We start from the raw sequence: 17,349 nt of genomic DNA on the forward strand, positions 1-17,349 counted from the left end.
CTGGCGGTGAAACTCTGGACGCATGGGGGGATTGCCGGTAGTCTTGCGGCAAAACGGGGCGCAACGACCCCGACTGAGAGGCAGTCATGGCAATTCCCGAGCGGTTCTCGAACCTGCCGGATTACGCGTTTCCGCGCCTGCGGACGCTGCTTGCGGGCATCGACCCCGGCGGCGATCCCCTGATCCTGACCATTGGCGAGCCGCGCCATGCGCTGCCGGATTTCGTCGGCCCGGTCATGGCCGAAAGCATCGCCGATTTCGGCAAATACCCCTCGAACGAGGGCACGGCCGAGCTGCTGGCCGCGATCTCGGGCTGGCTTGCCCGCCGGCACGGGCTGGATGTCGCGCCCGAGCGGATCATGGCGCTGAACGGCACGCGCGAGGGGCTGTTCAATGCCGCCCTGGCGCTGGCGCCGGAACGCAAGAACGGCCAGCGGCCGGCGATCCTGGTGCCGAACCCGTTCTACCAGGTCTATGCCGTGGCCGCCGCCGCCGTGGGCGCCGAGCCGGTCTTCGTCCCCGCCACGGCAGAAACCGGCCACCTGCCGCGCTTTGCCGGCCTGCCGGCCGCGGTGCTGGACCGCGCCACCGTGGCATATCTGTGTTCGCCCGCCAATCCGCAGGGCAGCATTGCGTCCGAGGATTATCTCGAGGAACTGATCGCGCTGGCCGACCGGCACGATTTCCTGGTTTTTGCCGACGAGTGCTATTCCGAGATCTGGCGCGACGCGCCGCCGCCCGGCGCGCTGGCGGTGGCCACGCGCATGGGGCTGGCCGACCGGGTGGTGATGTTCAACTCGCTGTCGAAACGCTCGAACCTGCCGGGGCTGCGCTCGGGCTTTGCCGCCGGCGGACCCCAGCAGATCGCGCAGATGCGGCGGCTGCGCAGCTATGCCGGCGCGCCGCTGCCCCTGCCGGTGCAGCGCGTCAGCGCCATGGCCTGGGGCGAGGAGGACCATGTCGAGGCCAGCCGCGCGCTTTACCAGCAGAAATACCGCATCGCCGACCGGGTGCTGGGCAATGTGCCGGGCTACCAGCCGGTGCAGGGCGGCTTTTTCCTGTGGCTGCCGGTGCCCGAAAGCGTCGGCGACGGCGAGGATGCGGCGAAAAAGCTGTGGGCCGAGGCGGGCATCCAGGTGCTGCCCGGCGCCTATCTGGCCCGCGACACCGAGGCCGGCAATCCGGGCCGGAATTTCATCCGCGTAGCGCTGGTCGCGCCGGCGGAGCAGACCGAGGCGGCGCTGAACCGCCTGAAGAATTGTTTGTATCAAGGGGGTTGACGCATGGCGAGCTGGCAGGCGAAACACCGCGATCCGCTGTTTGACCAAAGCACGCAGGCGGCGCTGGAGCGGCGCGGCAAGGAACTGCTGGGCGCGGGGCTGGTCATCCTGGGCGTGCTGATCGCGATGATGCTGGTCAGCTATTCCCCCGACGATCCCAGCTTCATGTCGGCGACCGACCAGCCGGCGCAGAACTACCTGGGCCGCTTCGGCGCCTATGTCGCCTCGGCGCTGTTCATGATCACCGGCTACGGCACCTGGATCCTGGTGGTCGGCGCCGTGGTCTGGGGCCTGCGGCTGATGCTGCACCGGGGCGAGGAACGGCTGATGCGCGGCATCTTCCTGCCCATCGCCATGGTGCTGGTCTCGATCTATGCCACCTCGATGGCGCCGCCGCCGGACTGGACGCAAAGCTTCGGCCTGGGCGGGCATCTGGGCGACATGCTGATGGGCGGCATGCTGTCGGCCATGCCGATGAAGGCTTCGGTCGCGATCAAGCTGCTGGCGCTGCTGACCGCCGTCGGCACCGTCGCCTTCCTGGCCTTCGTGCTGGGCTTCGACCGCAAGGAGTTGACGACCATCGGCACCTTCCTGCGCGAGGGGCTGGCCACCGCCCGCGTCCTGGCGCTGCAGGCGATGGATCGCGGGGCGCGTCTGTCCTCGGGCGCGGCGCGCGGGCTCAAGACCCGCGCCGATGCCCGGCGCGAGCGCGCGGGCCACGCCGGTTCCGCCGCCCTGCCGCAAGCGCCCCGCGGCGGCCTGCCGGGCCTGCGTCCCGCGCCGGCCCCCCTGGCCGATGATCGCGACTTCGCGCCCGAGCCCGAGCTGATCGACCCCGAGACGCATTATGCCGAGGATGACGAGCCGCCCTCGAACGCCGCGGTCAGCGCCCGCATCACCGATGCGATCCGCAGCCGTTCCGAAGGCGCCCGTTCGGAAGGCGCCCGTTCGGAAGGCAAGGGGCTGCTGTCGGCGGTGACGGCGCGGCTGACCGGCGCCCGCGCCGCGCCCGCCCGGCACGAGCTGCCGCTGCGCGCCGGCGAGGACGAGGACGACGAGGATTTCGCCGAACCCGTCACCGCCGCGCCCTTCGGCGCCGAGACGCCCCGCGTGGTGGTGCCGCCCAAGAAGCCCGCCCCCTCGCGCCAGGCGCAATCCGAGGCGCAGCCGGCGCTGCGCTTCGACGATGCCGCCAGCCATTACGAGCATCCGCCGCTGTCGCTTCTGACCGCGCCGACCACAGTCGAGCGCCACCAGCTGTCGCAAGAGGCGCTGATGGAGAACGCCCGCATGCTGGAGGCGGTGCTGGACGATTACGGCGTCAAGGGCCAGATCACCGAGGTCCGCCCCGGCCCCGTGGTCACGCTTTACGAGCTGGAGCCCGCGCCGGGGCTGAAGGCCAGCCGGGTGATCGGGCTGGCCGACGACATCGCGCGGTCGATGTCGGCGCTGTCGGCGCGGGTCTCGACCGTGCCCGGCCGCTCGGTCATCGGCATCGAGCTGCCCAATGCCCGGCGCGAAAAGGTGGTCCTGCGCGAGATCCTGGCCTCCAAGGCTTACGGCGACGGCACCCAGCCGCTGCCCTTGGCGCTGGGCAAGGACATCGGCGGCGGGCCGGTGGTGGCCAACCTGGCCAAGATGCCACACCTGCTGATCGCCGGGACCACCGGCTCGGGCAAGTCGGTGGCGATCAACACCATGATCCTGTCGCTGCTCTACAAGCTCACGCCCGAGGAATGCCGGCTCATCATGATCGACCCCAAGATGCTGGAACTGTCGGTCTATGACGGCATCCCGCACCTGCTGTCCCCGGTCGTCACCGACCCCAAGAAGGCGGTCGTGGCGCTGAAATGGGTCGTGGGCGAGATGGAGGAACGCTATCGCCGCATGTCCAAGATGGGCGTGCGCAACATCGAGGGCTATAACGGCCGCGTCCGCGAGGCGCTGGACAAGGGCGAGATGTTCAAGCGCACCGTCCAGACCGGCTTCGACGAGGATACCGGCGAGCCGGTCTTCGAGACCGAGGAATTCCAGCCCGAGACCTTCCCCTATATCGTCGTCATCGTCGACGAGATGGCCGACCTGATGATGGTGGCCGGGAAAGAGATCGAGGCCTGCATCCAGCGCCTGGCGCAGATGGCGCGGGCATCCGGCATCCACCTGATCATGGCGACGCAGCGCCCCTCGGTCGATGTCATCACCGGCACGATCAAGGCGAACTTCCCGACCCGGATCAGCTTCCAGGTCACGTCCAAGATCGACAGCCGCACCATCCTGGGCGAGCAGGGCGCCGAGCAATTGCTGGGCCAGGGCGACATGCTCTACATGGCCGGCGGCTCGCGCATCACCCGCGTCCACGGGCCTTTCGTTTCCGACGAGGAGGTCGAGGAGGTGGTGAACCACCTGAAATCCTTTGGCCCGCCCAGCTACATGTCCGGCGTGGTCGAGGGCCCGGACGAGGAGCGCGCCGACAGCATCGACCAGGTGCTGGGCCTGTCCTCGGGCGAGGGCGGCGATGCCGAGCTTTACGACATGGCCGTCGCCATCGTGGCCAAGGACCGCAAATGCTCGACCTCCTACATCCAGCGCAAGCTGGCCATCGGCTACAACAAGGCCGCGCGGCTGGTCGAGCAGATGGAGGAACAGGGCGTCGTCACCCCGGCGAACCATGTCGGCAAGCGCGAGGTTCTGGTGCCCGAGGTATAGCCGGGCCGCGCATCGGGATCGGGATCGGGGCCGGGCCGTCGCGCCCGGCCTTTTTCATGCGCCGGCCTAGCCCGCCAGCCGGCCCAGGTGCAGCGCCAGCGCGTCGCGTGCGGCGGGGCGGATGACCGAGCCGTGGTTTTCATCGGGATGCGGGCGGTGGACCAGGTCGAGCCCTGGAAGGCCCGACAGCGGGGCCAGGATCGGCGGCACCGCCGCCCCCGAATTGGCGACCAGCAGCGGCACTGCCGGGTCCAGCCGCCCGCCCGCCGCCAGGATGCCGCCGCGAAAGGCGCGGGCCTCGCGCAGCGGCTCGCCGGCGTTCCACCAGGTCGAGGGGTCGGCGGCGGCATAGCGGGCGAACAGGCGCGGCCGGGTGAACAGCGCGTTCAGCACGAAGAGCCCGCCCAGCGAATGGCCGAACAGCGTCAGGTTGTCCGTATCCAGCGGCAGGCGCCGGCCGAGTTCGGGCAGAAGCTGCGCCGCGATCATCTCGAGCAGGGCGTCCTGCCCGCCGGTCGGGCGGTCGCCGGGACCGCGCTGCCCCTGCCTCGCCGGGACCGCCTGCTTGCCGGGCGAGGTCAGGTCGAACCAGCGGCGGGTGGGGTCGAAGCGGGTCTCGACCGGATAGCCGATGCCGACCAGCGCCACCGGCGCCTCGGGCGCCAGTTCCTCGCGCAGATGCCACAGGATCGGGAAGGTCGCATTGCCGTCCAGCGCCAGGATGGCGGAATAGCCGCCCGGCGGCGCCGCGACCGAGGGCAGGCCCAGGAAGATGCGCCAGGGCGTTTCGGCCGGGCCAAGGTCGAAATGGCTGGCGCGCGGATCGGCGATCTTCTCGGCCGGTTCCAGGCCGCGCTGCCGGCGTTCCTGCGCCCACGCCATGCTGCCGGCCATTGCGACCAGCGATGCCGCAAGGATGCTGCGCCGGGAAAGGGGGATCTGCATCGTCGCCTCCGGTCGGTCGGGGGGCTGGCGGGAAGCGGCTTGCCCTTGCCCGCACGGCCTAGCCGCCGCAGGCCGGACGTGCAAGCCCGGCGGCGCAGGCCCTGGATCAGCCCTCGTGCCCCATGATCGGCCGGGCCTGGGCCGCGCGGTCGGCGCCCGAGCCTTCGTCCACCGTCACCACCACCGACAGGCCCGGCTCCAGGTATTCCGCCATCTCTTGCCCAGGGTCGATCGCGATGCGCACCGGCAGGCGCTGCGCGACCTTGGTGAAGTTGCCGGTGGCGTTCGAGGCGGACAGCAGGCTGAACTCGGAGGCGGTGGCGGGCGAGAACGCCTCGACCCGGCCGGTGAAGGCGCGGTGGCGCATGGCGTCCACGGTGAACGTGGCGCGGTCGCCGATGCGGATGCCGTGCAGCTCGGTCTCGCGGAAATTGGCGATGACCCAGACTTCGGGGCCGACATGGCTGACCAGCGCCGTGCCCGCCGTGACATATTGGCCCAGCCGCACCCCGACCTGGCCCAGCCGCCCGTCCGAGGGCGCGCGGATCACCGTATTGTCCAGGTCGATCCGCGCCAGCTCCACCGCCGCGCGGGCCGAGGCGATCTCGGCGCGCTTGGCGGCCAGCCCGACCTCGGCGCCGGCGACGTTCTCGCGCGCCACCGCGATGGCGCTTTCGGCCTGGGTGACGGCCGCCTCGGCCTGGCGCAGCGACAGTTCGGACTGGTCGGCCGAGCTTTGTGCCGTCACGCCGCGCGATTGCAAGGCCTGCGCGCGGTCCCAGGTCGAGGCCGCCGTGTCCCGCGCCGCCTGCGCCGCGGAAAGCGCCGCCTGGGCCGATTGCAGGCTGGCCTGGGCGGAATGGACGCTTTGTTCCTGGATCTTCAGCGCCGCCTCGGCGCCTTCCAGCATGGCCTGGGCCTGGGCCAGCCTTTGGCGGTATTGCCGGTCGTCGATGCGGGCGATGACCTGGCCGCGGGCCACGGGCTGGAAGTCCTGCACCTCGACCGCCGCGACATAGCCCGACAGCTGCGGCGCGACGGTGGTCAGCTGGCCGCGGATATAGGCGTTCTCGGTCTGCGGATGCGCCGGGCGAAACGGCGGCAGGTGCCAGGCGTAAAGCACGATCAGCAGGCCGGCCAGGCCGGCGGCAAGCGCGATCAGGGTCGGGATCAGGTGGTTTCTGGTCATGTCTCGGGCTCGGGCTCGGGATGGGTCTGGGCATCGGCGGCAGGCGGCTTGCCCCGCGCCACCAGCCAGTCGCGGAACAGGTGCAGCAGCAGCGCGCAAAGCGCCGCCGCCGCCAGCAGGAAGGTCAGGAAATAGGCGTCGTTATAGGCCATGACATAGGCCTGGGCGCTGGCGTCCTGCGCGATCTGCGCCACCGCCTGCGCCTGGCGTTGCGCGGCATCGGCGATCTGCGGCGCCAGGGCCATGCTGCGCTGCGCGATCTCGGCCGCGGTCTGCGGATCGGTGGCGGTCAGCTCTTCGCGCAGCACTTGCAGGTGCAGGGCCTGGCGGTGGTTGATCAGGGTCGAGAACAGGCCCGAGCCCATGGCGCCGCCCAGCGATTGCGTGGACAGAAAGACGATGACGAAGGACAGGATGTAGTTCGGCCCGCGCGCCAAGGCCGAAAGCAGCCCGCGCATCATCGCCGGCGCCAGGAAGAACGAGCCGGCAAAGGCGATCATCGCCTGGCTCAGCATCATCTGCGCCGGCCGGGTGTCCATGGTGGCATGGCTGTCCATGAAGGCGCCGGCGGCGATCAGCACCAGCGCGATGATGTGGAACAGCGGCACACGCTCGGGCTTCATGAAGGGGATCAGCGCCAGCCCGCCCAGCACCGAGGCCACCGAGATCATCGCGAACAGCGGCACCAGCTGGTCCTGCGTCACGCCCAGCACCTGGAACATGCGCGGCGCGCCCGCGCTTTGCTCGGACAGCACCAGCCGAAAGATCAGCAGCGTCGCCGTCAGGTGCAGCATGGCGGGGCTGGCCAGCCAGCGGATGTCCAGCAGCGGCGCCTTGCGGTGCAGCTCGATCACCACGGCCAGGGTCAGCGCCACGATGGACAGCGCCAGCACCCAGCCCAGCCAGGCCACGTCGGTCCACCAATGGATCGAGCCCATGATGAAGCCGACCGTCAGCCCGCCGAAGCCGGTGGCGATCAGCAGCCAGCTGACCAGGTCCATGGCGGCGATCACCTTGACCCGCGGCGCCGAGGTCAGCGGCAGGGCATAGACCAGCCCCAGCGACACCGCCGCCAGCCCCAGGGCCATGTAATGCAGCCCGTCCCAGCCGTGGTCCCCCATCAGCGCGGGCGAGATCACCCGCGCCAGCATCGGCCCGGTCGCGACCATGGCCAGCACCATGGGCAGGCCCAGCCGCATCTTCCACTGGGGCGGCAGCGGCTCCAGCATATACATGAAGGCCAAGGTGGACAGCGGCGCCGAGGCCATGCCGGCCACGAATTGCACCGCCACCGCCGAGCGCAGGTCCGAGATGGCAAGGGCCGCCAGCGAAACCGCCAGATAGACCAGGATCGCCACCTCGGCAAAGCGGCGCAGGCCGAACTGGGTGCGGATCTTGATCAGCAACAGCGGCATCGAGGCCCGCGGGATCATGAAGGCCGCCATCAGCCAGGTCGCCTGGGTGGTGGTCGCGCCCAGGTCTCCGGCGATCTGCGGGATGTTGGTGCTGACGAAGCCCTGCGCCAGGCCCTGGGTCAGGCCGATGACGACCGAGGCGCCGATATAGCCCAGCGTGGCCGGCCAGGACATCGGCACGAAGGGGGGCGGCGCGCCCGCCGCGGCCGGGGCTGCGGGCGCAGGCGCCGCGGGGGCGGCCTGGGATCGGCTCATGCCTGCCGCAGCCTTTCGGCATTCCGCGCCATTTGCGCCAGCGTCCGGCGCGTCACCGCCAGATCCTCGGGCGCGATGCCCTGGGCCAGCGTGGCATCGACCTCGGCGCGAAAGCCCAGCACCGGCTCGATCCGCGCCGCCTCGGTCAGGTAGACGGCGTATTTGCGGCCGTCCTCGGGGATCGGGCGGCGCTCGGCCAGGCCCTGGTCCTCCAGCGCGTCCAGCAGGCGCTTCAGCGTGGGCGTCTCGATGCCCAGCATTGCGGCCAGCTGGGCCTGGCTTGCGCCCTCGTTGCGGCCGATGGTGGTCAGCAGCCGGGCGCGGGCAAAGGTCAGCCCGTATTGCTCGACGCGCTGCTCAAAGGCGGCGCGCAGGGTCCGGGTCAGTTCGATGAGCGATTCCACAAGCGTGAAGGGACGGTCTGGCATGGGTTTTCCCGCTGCTCCGCAAATTTCATTAGCAAGCTAATGAATCCGTCGCGGTTATGCAAGGGGGCGGCCCCGCCGCCGCCCCGCGCCGCCATGGTGGCGGGCGGGGCGGAGGGGGTCAGTAATCGCGTTCATAGAACAGGCCGACGGTGCTTTCGCCCTCGCTGTCCACGGACCCGCGCGCGGTCAGGGTCGGGGAGATGTCGAGGTTCAGGTTCAGCTTGGTCTTGCCGTCGCCGCCGACCTGCACGTCGGTATAGAGGTTCTCGGACAGGTATTTCCCCGCCCGGACCGAGACGTTGCCGTCGTCGTCCGTCGCCAGGTCCAGGTCATCGAGCCCGGTCGAGGCGCGCAGCCGCCCGACGATCCCCTCGCCGCCGCGCCCGGCCAGCGTCGCCACCGCGCTGGCCAGCTGCGCGGCCTGAAGCGCGCTGATATTGTCCAGCCCGCGGCCGAACAGCAGGTGCGACAGCACCTCTTCCTGCGGCATCTCGGGCGAGGATTCAAAGGTGATCTCGGGATCCTGCGCCTCGCCGTCGATGATGATGCGGGCGGTGATGTCGTCCTGCACCGTCTCGGCCACCAGCCGGATCACCGGGATCATGCTGCCCTGCAATTCGATCAGCCCCTCGGTCATGTCGAACCGCTTGCCCAGCAGGTCGACCCGGCCGCGGATCAGCTCCAGCTGGCCGATGGGGATGGGCTGGCGGGCATTGCCGGTCAGGCGCAGCTCGCCGCCCAGTTCCGCATCGACGCCGCGGCCGCGGATGAAGACCTGGGACGGGGCCGAGACCAGCAGGTCGAAGCGCGCCGGGTTGGCCGGCGGCGTCGCCGGCGGCGCGGCCATGCCGGCCTGGCGCGAGGCCTCGCTGGGATATTCCAGCAGCCCGGCCTTGGCGCGGGTCTGGCGCTGCGGCGGGCGTTCCGAACGGTGGATGATGTCCGGGATCGCCTTGGCGCCGCCCAGCCCGGTCGAGGGGATGCGCAGTTCCGTATGGCCCACGTCGATGCGGCCCGAGACCAGCGGCCCCTGTCCCACCGTGCCCGCGACATTGATCGCGCCGTTCACCAGCGTCTCGTAAAGGTTCGGGTCGCGCAGCACCACGTTGGACAGCTGCACGTCCAGGTTCATCTGCCGGTCGCCGACCAGGTTGACCGGGCCGCTGACGGTGATGAGGCCGCCGGCCTCGACCGCGCCGCGCAGGTCGACCGCGATGCGGCCGGCGTTGAAATCGGCATTGGCGTTCAGGCTGCCCACGGCCAGGCCGAAGCGTGGCTCGGCCAGCCGGCCGTTGGTCAGCGCCACCCGGCCGGACAGCGATTCCAGCCCCGGCCGCCCGTTCAGGCGCAAATCGAAGCTCAGCGGCCCCTCGACCGAGCGGGTGCGCAGGAAGGGGTTGGCGGCGGCGGCATTGCTGCTGCCGCTGACCGCGATGTCGGCGGTGGACAGGTCCGTCGCCGCCGAGCCCGTCACCCGCGCCTGGGTATTGCCCGGCCCCGAGGCGGTCAGGTTCACGTCATAGGCGCTGCCGGTGTTGCGGATGGTGCCGGCGACCGTCGCCGGGCCGGGAAAGCCCGGCACCACCAGGGCCAGGTCGTTCAGCCGGGCGTCGAGGTTCAGCCCCTCGGTCGGGCTGCCGTCGCCGGTGATGCTGAACTGGCCGTTGCCGGCGCGCAGCCGGCTGACGGTCAGGCTGCCGTCCGGGCGCTGCGCGGCGGCCAGGTCGAAGCTGGTCTCGCCCGCCAGCACCGCATCGGCCTGCGGGTTGCCGACGCCCAGCCCGCGGGCCGAGCCGTTGGCGGTGATCTGACGCCCGCCGCCCTGCTGGTCCACGACATGGCCCGAGGCGCTGACCGCGCCGCGGAAGCCGCGGCCCAGGAAGCGCAGGTCGTCGGCGCGCAAGCTCGCGGTCAAGTCGGTGGCGCCCTGGCCCACCCGGCCCTCGGCGCCCAGGTTCAGGCGCGGGTTCTCGACGGTCGCGGTCTCGATGGTGAACACGCCGTCGCGCTCGATCCCGTGCAGCGCCAGCCGGGTCTCGCCCACCAGCGCGCCGTCGACCTGCGCCTGGCCAAAGGACAGGTCGGTGCCGGTGCCGGTCACGTCCAGCCGCCGCGCGCCCGAGCCGTCGTCCTTGAAGCTGCCCTGCGCATTCAGCGCGCCGCGCCAGCCGCGGCCGAAGCTGGCCAGCGAGCGGATCTCGGCCCGGCCCTCCATGTCGGTGCCGCTGGGGGCGATGCGGCCTTGCGCCGTGGCCAGCATCTGCTGGTTGGTCAGCTCGAAATCATGCACGGTGATCTCGTCGCCGCGCTGCTCGGCCGAAAGCCGCAGGTCGGTCACGCCGGTCAGCGCCCCGTCCACGTCCTGCTGGCCCAGGCGCAGGTCGGTGCCGCGCCCGGTCAGCTCGATCCGGCGGGTGCCGTCCTGCTCCACCGCCGTCGCCTCGGCGGTCAGCCCGCCCGAGAGGCCGCGCCCCAGAACCGCCAGGTCGGGCATGGACAGGTTCAGCCGGGCATCCATCGCGCCTTCGGCGAAGCTGCCCCGGCCTTCGGCATCGATCTGCGGGTTGGTCAGGCGGAGGGTCTGCACCTCGAAGCCGCCCTGCGCCTCGGCGGCCTCGACCAGCAGGTCGGTTTCGCCCTTTAGCGCGCCGTCCAGCTCGGCGATGCCGGTGACAAGATCCTGCGCCTTGCCGGTCAGGGTCACGCGGCGCGCCCCCGCCGCGCCGGTGGCGCGAAGCTCGCTGCGGACCGAGCCCGACATGCCGGGGTCGGCGACCGACAGGTCCGGCATCTCGATGGTCGCGGTCAGGGTGCTGGAATAGCTGTCCAGCCGCCCCTGCGCCTCGGCCGTCAGGTTCCGCGCGTTCACCACCAGCTTGCGCAGGTTGATGCCCGAGGTGTCGCGCCGGGCGCTGAGTTCGATGCGCGACTGGCCCGCCAGCATGCGGTCGGCATGGTCCTGGCCGATGCGGATGTCGTTGCCCAGAACCTCTGCCTCGACGTCGAAGCCCTTTCCCAGCAGCGCGTAGCGGCCCTTGATATGGGCATCGGCGGTGCCGCCCAGCTCGCGCCCGGCCAGCGTCGAGAAGCGCGCGACATTGCGGTGCTGCGCGGTGATGTCGCCCGACAGCGTGATCCCGGTCCGCAGGCCGGAGACGGTGGTCTCGCCCTTGAAGCCGAAATCCTCGCCGTTGATGTTCATGCCCCAGAGCCGCAGCGCATTGCCGGGGGTGAAGGCAAAGTTCAGCCCGCCGTTCAGCACCCGGCCCAGGGCCTGCGCCAGGCCCGGATCGGTCGGCGCCAGGTCGTCCATGCCAAAGGCGATCCAGCCGCGCACCTCTTCCAGCGCCTGCTCGGCGGTCAGGGTGATGCGGCCGCGCCCGTCCAGCCGCAGCTCGGACAGGGCGATGTCGTCGCGGACGATGTCGCCCACCACGCCCTTCAGCACCCAGCCCGAGCCCTGCGCGGCGTCATAGTCCAGCCGCAAGCTGCCCGAGCGCACCGTGGTCGGCCGGTCGGCCCAGGGCAGCAGCACCGGCAGCTGCGCAGCCCCCGCATCCTGCCCCAGCAGCAGCGTCAGATGCGCGCTTTCCGGCGCGCCGCGGCTGGTGGTGGCCAGGTTGCCGTCCAGCCGCAGCGCCTCGGTCGCCAGCCGCAGCGAGGGGACGACCAGCCGGCCGTCCTGCCCGCGCCAGCCCTCGGCCAGAAGCTGCGACTGCGTGCCGAAGAAGGCGCGGTGCTGCGGCGGCACCAGCGCGGCCACGTCGCCGCCCAGCTCGGCGCGGAAGGCGGTGCCGGGGGCGCCGTCGCGCTCGGCCGCATCGACCGAGACGGTGCCGGTCACGCGCGGCTGGCCGTCGGTCGCCAGCTGGATATTGGCGGCGAAGTCCGACATGGGCCCCTCGCCGGTGATCTCGGCCCGCACGGCGGGGCGGTCGTGCAGCTTGACCGCATTCGCAAACAGCCCGTTGCGGTCCTCGTCCAGCCGCAGGTCCAGGCGCAGCACGCGGGTTTCGTTGGAAAAGCCCGTATCCAGCACGAATTCGCCGCGCGGCCCGTCCACGCGGTTGATGGTCAGCCTGGTCTCGCCCTCGCCGCCCGACAGGTTCATCGAGCCGTCGATCGAGATCACCGCCTCCTGTCCGATCACCGGCTGGCCCAGTTCCACCCGGTCGACGGCGATGCGGGCGATGTTCACCCCCACCGGCAGCTGCGGCAGGGAAAACTCCCGCGCCTCGGCCTGCGGCGCACTCTCGCCGGTGCCGGGCAGGCGCGGCAGGATGATGCGCTCGGCCGAAAGCTCGTTGATCTCGACCCGCCGCGCCAGCAGGGCCGAGCGGGTCCATTGCATGGCGCCGTTCTCCAGCGTGATCCAGACGCCGTCGTCGTCGGCGATGGTCATGCGGTCGAAGGTCGCGCGCGAGGACAGCGCGCCGCGGAAGCCCTCGATCACCACCTGCCGACCGGCGCCGGACAGCTTTTCCTCCAGGAAGCGGGTGATGAAGCCGCGGTCGTCCTCGACCTCCTGCGAGATCTCGGCGGCGCTGTCCTGCGCCAGCGCGGCCAGCGGGACGGCCAGCGCAAGGCCGAGGGCGACAACAAGACGATAAGCCAGATCACGCATCAGAACGCCTGCCCCAGACCGATATAGACCTGCACCCCGCCGTCGTCGCCATCGCCGCCGCCGACCGGAGCGGCGATGTCGAAGCGCAGCGGCCCGACCGGGGTGCGATAGCGGATGCCCGCGCCGGCCCCGGCCTGCCAGCCGCTGGCGCCGGACCAGCCGCTGTCCTCCCAGACCCGGCCGGCATCGGCGAACAGCGCCAGCCCGATGCGCTCGCGGACCTGGATGCGGGTCTCGGCGGTCAGGGTGACGATGGACATGCCGCCGGTGCGCACCGTGCCGCCGCTGTCGTCGGGGATCACCTCGACGCCCAGCGATTCATAGGAATGGCCGCGCACCGTGCCGCCGCCGCCGGACCAGAACAGGTAGTCGCGCGGGGTTTCCTGGATCTCGGGGCCGACCACGGTGCCCAGCCGCGCCCGGCCGGCCAGGGTGAAGCGGTCGTCGGTGCCGAAGCTGTAATAGACCCGTCCCTCGGCCAGCACCTGCGCGCCCGAGCCGGTTTCGTCCTGCAGGCCGACGAAGGGGGTGACGCCGCCCGACAGCCAATAGCCGCGCTTGGCGTCGGTCGGCTCGTCGCGCTTGTCCCAGATCACGCTGGTGGGCAGGGCGAACAGGCGGAAGTCGGTGCGGCCGCTGTCGTCGTCCACGCGCAGCGCCCGGTATTGCAGGGCGATGTCGGCCGTCAACTCGTCGCTGGGGATCCAGGTGAAGCCCAGGCCGAAGGTGCCAGACTTGAGGTCGTAATCCTCTTCCTGCAGGCTTTCGACCTTGGCCAGCACATAGCCGGTGGTGTCGGCGGTGATGGTGGCGGGCCGGTCGATGCGCAGCCCCAGGCTGTAGTCGCGCCCGGTATCGCCGCCGATGTCCGAGACGCTGGCGTCGACGCGCAGCCGCTCGCCGCCGCGGAACAGGTTGCGGTTGATCCAGTAGCCGGTCAGCGACAGCCCGTCGGTGTTGGAATATTCGAAGCCCGCACCCAGCCGGCGCAGCTTTTGTTCCGTGACCAGCAGGTCCACGTCCAGCGTGTTGCCGGGGCCGATCCCGTCCGCCTCGGTCAGGGTGATGGCCGAAAACACGCCCGAGCGGCGCAGGCGCTTCCTGACATCCTCGAGCTTCTCGGGGTCGAAGCGCTCGCCCTCGGGGAAGCCGGCGATCTTGCGCAGGCGGCGCGGGTCCATGCGCTGGTGGCCGCGGATGGTCAACTGGCCAAAGCGCAGCTCGGGGCCGGGCGCCAGGCGGATGCGGCTGTCCACCAGGTTGCTGGCGTGGTCGGCGACGATCTCGGTCTCGGCCACCTCGGCCTTGGCGTGGCCCACGTCGCGCCAGCCCGCCACGCCGGCGGTGGCGGCGTTCTTCATGTCGCCGGTTCGGGCGATCTCGCCGCGGCGATAGTCGCGCGGCAGCTCGGTCCCCGGCGCCACCGGCGCGATCTCGGCCCGGCTGTAGCGAAAGCGCGGGCCGGGCTGGACCGAGACCACCACCCGGCGCACCACCTGGGGCGCGTCCAGCGGGGCGATGCCGGCGGCCTCGACCCCGTCCAGGGTGATGTCGATGATGCCCGAGTAATAGCCCTGGTCGTAAAGCACCCCCAGGATGCGGGCGTAATCGCCGCGCGCGGCGGCCAGCATGTCCTGCCCCGTCACCCGCCCCTCGTCCTGGGCGCTGACCAGAAGCGAGGTCTGCCGGATCGCCGGCAGCAGGGCGTCGTCGCCGCCAGTCACCTGGAAATCCAGGTCGACGGGGGAATTGCCGTTGCCGTCCCCCCGGCCGAACCAGCCCGAAAACGGCGAGGACGACGGCGAAGACGAGGGCGAGCCCGAGGACTGCGCCCAGACCATGCCCGCGCCGGTTGCAAGCACGATTGCGGCAGCCGTTCCTGCCTTGATCCAGCTTTTCATTGCCTGTTTGCCCTGCTTCTGGCGGTTTTCCCGCAAGCATTGCAGGGCGCGTCAACAAAATCCAGCGCAGCTGCCCCTTTTGGGGCGATTTTCAGCGGATTGCGGCCAGACAGCCATGCAGCGCGGCCATGTCGTCGCGGATCACGCCGACCGGAACCGCCTGCGGAATCCGCGCCATCAGCGGGTCGGACAGGAAGGCGCGCTCGAATATTTCGAACCGATCGGTGCAGGAACGCGCGACGCTGCCGGCCAGGAACATCCCGTCCATCGGCATGAAACGAAAGGCAAGTTCGCGGCAGAGCAGTCCGAACAGGCGGGCATAAAGCGCCAGCGTCTTCTCGGCCTCGCCATCGCCCTGGGCCGCGGCGGCGACCACGGCCTCGGCCCGGCCCTGCGGCGCGCCCGTGCGCAGGGCGTGCAGCCGGGCAAGGCCGCGGCCGGCGAACAGTTCCTCGACCGAATCAATCGCCCTTGCGGCCGCACCCAGCGCCTCGGCCAGCGGTTCGGCCACGGAAAGCGGCAGGCGGGTGTGGCCCTCTTCGGCCTCGAGGCAGGCGATGCCGCCGCCCGGCAGCACCTTGACCGCGCAGACGTTGAAGCCGGTGCCGGCATTCACCACCAGCCGCTGCCCGTTCGACAGCGTGCCCTGCGGCGCAGCGCGCAGGAAGCCCGCGGCCTCGCCGTCCAGCGCCGGCGTGGCATAGCCCAGGGCGATCAGGTCGTTGATCAGCCGGGCGCGCGGCGCGCCGGACAGTGCGCAGAGCCGCGCCGTGGAAAAGCTCCAGTCGCGATTGGTCAGCCGCGCCTCGTCGCCCCAGACCGGGCCGGCGACGGCGACGCAGACTGCCTCGATCTGCGGGCTGCCCTGCTGGCCCAGGAAGGCCGTCACCACCTCGTCGAAGCTGGCATGCTCGTCGCCGCGAAACCGGGTGATGGTGTCGGCCGCAAGCGCGCCACCGCGTGCCAGCGCCATCCGCGCATTGGTCCCGCCCACATCCGCCAACAGGATCGCCATGCCTTCCCCCTTCTGCCGCGCAGCCCCTTGTCCGGGCCCTTCTAAGCCATCCCGCGCAGGGCTGCTAGCGCCAACATTCCGGCCGGGGCCGGCTTTGCCGCAAAGCCGCGGCGCGGGGCGCCTTGGGTTTGCAGCCAGGCGCGGGGAATGCTAAGGCCGCGCCAACCGAAAAAGGCGCGAGGGCCCCATGACCGATTACATCATCCGCGACATCGCCCTGGCCGAATATGGCCGCAAGGAACTGGACATCGCCGAGACCGAGATGCCCGGCCTGATGGCCCTGCGCGCCGAATATGGCGAGGCGAAGCCCCTGAAGGGCGCCCGCATCGCCGGCAGCCTGCACATGACCGTCCAGACTGCCGTGCTGATCGAGACGCTGGTGGCGCTGGGGGCCGAGGTGCGCTGGGCGTCGTGCAACATCTTCTCGACCCAGGACCACGCGGCGGCGGCCATCGCCAAGGCCGGCATCCCGGTCTTTGCCGTCAAGGGCGAGACGCTGCCGGAATACTGGTCCTATACCGACCAGATCTTCCAGTTCGCCGAAGGCACGGCGAACATGATCCTGGACGATGGCGGCGACGCGACCATGTATGTGCTGCTGGGCGCGCGGGTCGAGGCGGGCGAGACCGGGCTGATCGACGTGCCGGCCAGCGAAGAGGAAGAGGCGCTGTTCGCCCAGATCCGCAAGCGGCTGGCCGCCAGCCCCGGCTGGTTCACCCGCCAGCGCGACGCGATCCGCGGCGTCAGCGAGGAAACCACAACCGGCGTGCATCGGCTTTACGACCTGCACCGCAAGGGGCTCTTGCCCTTCCCGGCGATCAACGTGAACGACAGCGTCACCAAGTCGAAATTCGACAACAAGTATGGCTGCAAGGAATCGCTGGTCGACGGCATCCGCCGCGCCACCGACGTGATGATGGCCGGCAAGGTCGCCGTGGTCTGCGGCTATGGCGACGTGGGCAAGGGCTCGGCCGCCAGCCTGCGCGGCGCCGGCGCCCGCGTGAAAGTGACCGAGGTCGATCCGATCTGCGCGCTGCAGGCCGCGATGGACGGGTTCGAGGTGGTGCTGCTGGAGGACGTTGTCGCCAGCGCCGACATCTTCATCACCACCACCGGCAACAAGGACGTGATCCGCATCGAGCACATGCGCGAGATGAAGGACATGGCCATCGTCGGCAACATCGGCCATTTCGACAACGAGATCCAGGTCGCCGCGCTGAAAAACCACAAATGGACCAATATCAAGGACCAGGTAGACATGATCGAGATGCCCTCGGGCAATCGCATCATCCTGCTGTCCGAGGGGCGGCTCTTGAACCTGGGCAACGCCACCGGCCATCCCAGCTTCGTCATGTCGGCCAGCTTCACCAACCAGGTGCTGGCGCAGATCGAGCTGTGGGCCAAGGAGGGGGAATACCGGCCGGGCGTCTATATCCTGCCCAAGGCGCTGGACGAAAAGGTCGCCCGGCTGCATCTGGACAAGATCGGCGTCAAGCTGACCACCCTGTCGCAAGAGCAGGCCGCCTATATCGGCGTGACCCCCGAGGGTCCGTTCAAGTCCGAACATTACCGCTATTGAACGCGCGGGCGC

10 protein-coding genes are annotated in these 17,349 nt (G+C 70.5%); 3 read left to right on the forward strand and 7 right to left on the reverse strand.

The annotated features are described in order from the left end of the window. Positions 1–86: 86 nt before the first annotated feature. Positions 87–1,280 (forward strand): aminotransferase class I/II-fold pyridoxal phosphate-dependent enzyme, encoded by a 1,194-nt coding sequence (locus FE811_RS01835; protein ID WP_116223158.1) that lies wholly within the window; start codon positions 87–89, stop codon positions 1,278–1,280. A 3-nt stretch (positions 1,281–1,283) separates the two neighbouring features. Further along, positions 1,284–3,986, forward strand: a complete 2,703-nt coding sequence (locus FE811_RS01840; RefSeq protein WP_116223157.1) for a DNA translocase FtsK — start codon at positions 1,284–1,286, stop codon at positions 3,984–3,986. 66 nt (positions 3,987–4,052) lie between these two features. Here FE811_RS01840 and FE811_RS01845 read toward each other — a convergent pair whose 3' ends face one another. From FE811_RS01845 to FE811_RS01875, 7 genes are all read right to left on the reverse strand, one after another. Beyond that, positions 4,053–4,931, reverse strand: coding sequence for an alpha/beta hydrolase (locus FE811_RS01845; protein WP_116223156.1), 879 nt, complete (start codon positions 4,929–4,931; stop codon positions 4,053–4,055). Between the two features lie 106 nt (positions 4,932–5,037). Further along, on the reverse strand, positions 5,038–6,120 hold the full coding sequence (locus FE811_RS01850; protein WP_036751524.1) for an HlyD family secretion protein: 1,083 nt from the start codon (positions 6,118–6,120) through the stop codon (positions 5,038–5,040). Next, entirely contained in the window at positions 6,117–7,790 is a 1,674-nt protein-coding gene (locus FE811_RS01855; RefSeq protein WP_036751522.1) for an MFS transporter, read from the reverse strand. The genes FE811_RS01850 and FE811_RS01855 overlap by 4 nt, the downstream gene beginning before the upstream one ends. Continuing rightward, positions 7,787–8,218 carry a MarR family winged helix-turn-helix transcriptional regulator gene (locus FE811_RS01860; protein ID WP_036751520.1) on the reverse strand — a complete coding sequence of 144 codons (432 nt, stop codon included), beginning with the start codon at positions 8,216–8,218 and terminating at the stop codon, positions 7,787–7,789. Before FE811_RS01860 ends, FE811_RS01855 begins: the two co-directional genes overlap by 4 nt. 118 nt (positions 8,219–8,336) lie before the next feature. Continuing rightward, positions 8,337–12,842 carry a translocation/assembly module TamB domain-containing protein gene (locus FE811_RS01865; RefSeq protein ID WP_116223155.1) on the reverse strand — a complete coding sequence of 1,502 codons (4,506 nt, stop codon included), beginning with the start codon at positions 12,840–12,842 and terminating at the stop codon, positions 8,337–8,339. Further along, a complete protein-coding gene (locus FE811_RS01870; RefSeq protein WP_036751640.1) occupies positions 12,842–14,743 on the reverse strand; it encodes an autotransporter assembly complex family protein in 1,902 nt (633 codons plus the stop codon). The genes FE811_RS01865 and FE811_RS01870 overlap by 1 nt, the downstream gene beginning before the upstream one ends. A 91-nt stretch (positions 14,744–14,834) precedes the next feature. Next, entirely contained in the window at positions 14,835–15,758 is a 924-nt protein-coding gene (locus FE811_RS01875) for a glucokinase (RefSeq protein WP_116223154.1), read from the reverse strand. A 187-nt stretch (positions 15,759–15,945) separates the two neighbouring features. On the opposite strand from FE811_RS01875, the gene ahcY reads away from it, so the two are divergent. Further along, a complete protein-coding gene (gene ahcY / locus FE811_RS01880) occupies positions 15,946–17,337 on the forward strand; it encodes an adenosylhomocysteinase (RefSeq protein ID WP_036751514.1) in 1,392 nt (463 codons plus the stop codon). The last annotated feature ends 12 nt before the right edge of the window (positions 17,338–17,349 follow it).

The organism is Paracoccus sp. FO-3, from assembly GCF_006386455.1.
Classification (GTDB): Bacteria; Pseudomonadota; Alphaproteobacteria; order Rhodobacterales; family Rhodobacteraceae; genus Paracoccus; species Paracoccus versutus.

What these genes read in the sequence shown, in the direction of transcription:
- FE811_RS01845 (WP_116223156.1), bottom strand. Translation starts at nt 4,931, where the DNA reads ATGCAGATCCCCCTTTCCCGGCGCAGCATCCTTGCGGCATCGCTGGTC.
- FE811_RS01835 (WP_116223158.1), top strand. Translation starts at nt 87, where the DNA reads ATGGCAATTCCCGAGCGGTTCTCGAACCTGCCGGATTACGCGTTTCCG.
- FE811_RS01865 (WP_116223155.1), bottom strand. Translation starts at nt 12,842, where the DNA reads ATGCGTGATCTGGCTTATCGTCTTGTTGTCGCCCTCGGCCTTGCGCTG.
- FE811_RS01850 (WP_036751524.1), bottom strand. Translation starts at nt 6,120, where the DNA reads ATGACCAGAAACCACCTGATCCCGACCCTGATCGCGCTTGCCGCCGGC.
- FE811_RS01875 (WP_116223154.1), bottom strand. Translation starts at nt 15,758, where the DNA reads ATGGCGATCCTGTTGGCGGATGTGGGCGGGACCAATGCGCGGATGGCG.
- ahcY (WP_036751514.1), top strand. Translation starts at nt 15,946, where the DNA reads ATGACCGATTACATCATCCGCGACATCGCCCTGGCCGAATATGGCCGC.
- FE811_RS01840 (WP_116223157.1), top strand. Translation starts at nt 1,284, where the DNA reads ATGGCGAGCTGGCAGGCGAAACACCGCGATCCGCTGTTTGACCAAAGC.
- FE811_RS01860 (WP_036751520.1), bottom strand. Translation starts at nt 8,218, where the DNA reads ATGCCAGACCGTCCCTTCACGCTTGTGGAATCGCTCATCGAACTGACC.
- FE811_RS01855 (WP_036751522.1), bottom strand. Translation starts at nt 7,790, where the DNA reads ATGAGCCGATCCCAGGCCGCCCCCGCGGCGCCTGCGCCCGCAGCCCCG.
- FE811_RS01870 (WP_036751640.1), bottom strand. Translation starts at nt 14,743, where the DNA reads ATGAAAAGCTGGATCAAGGCAGGAACGGCTGCCGCAATCGTGCTTGCA.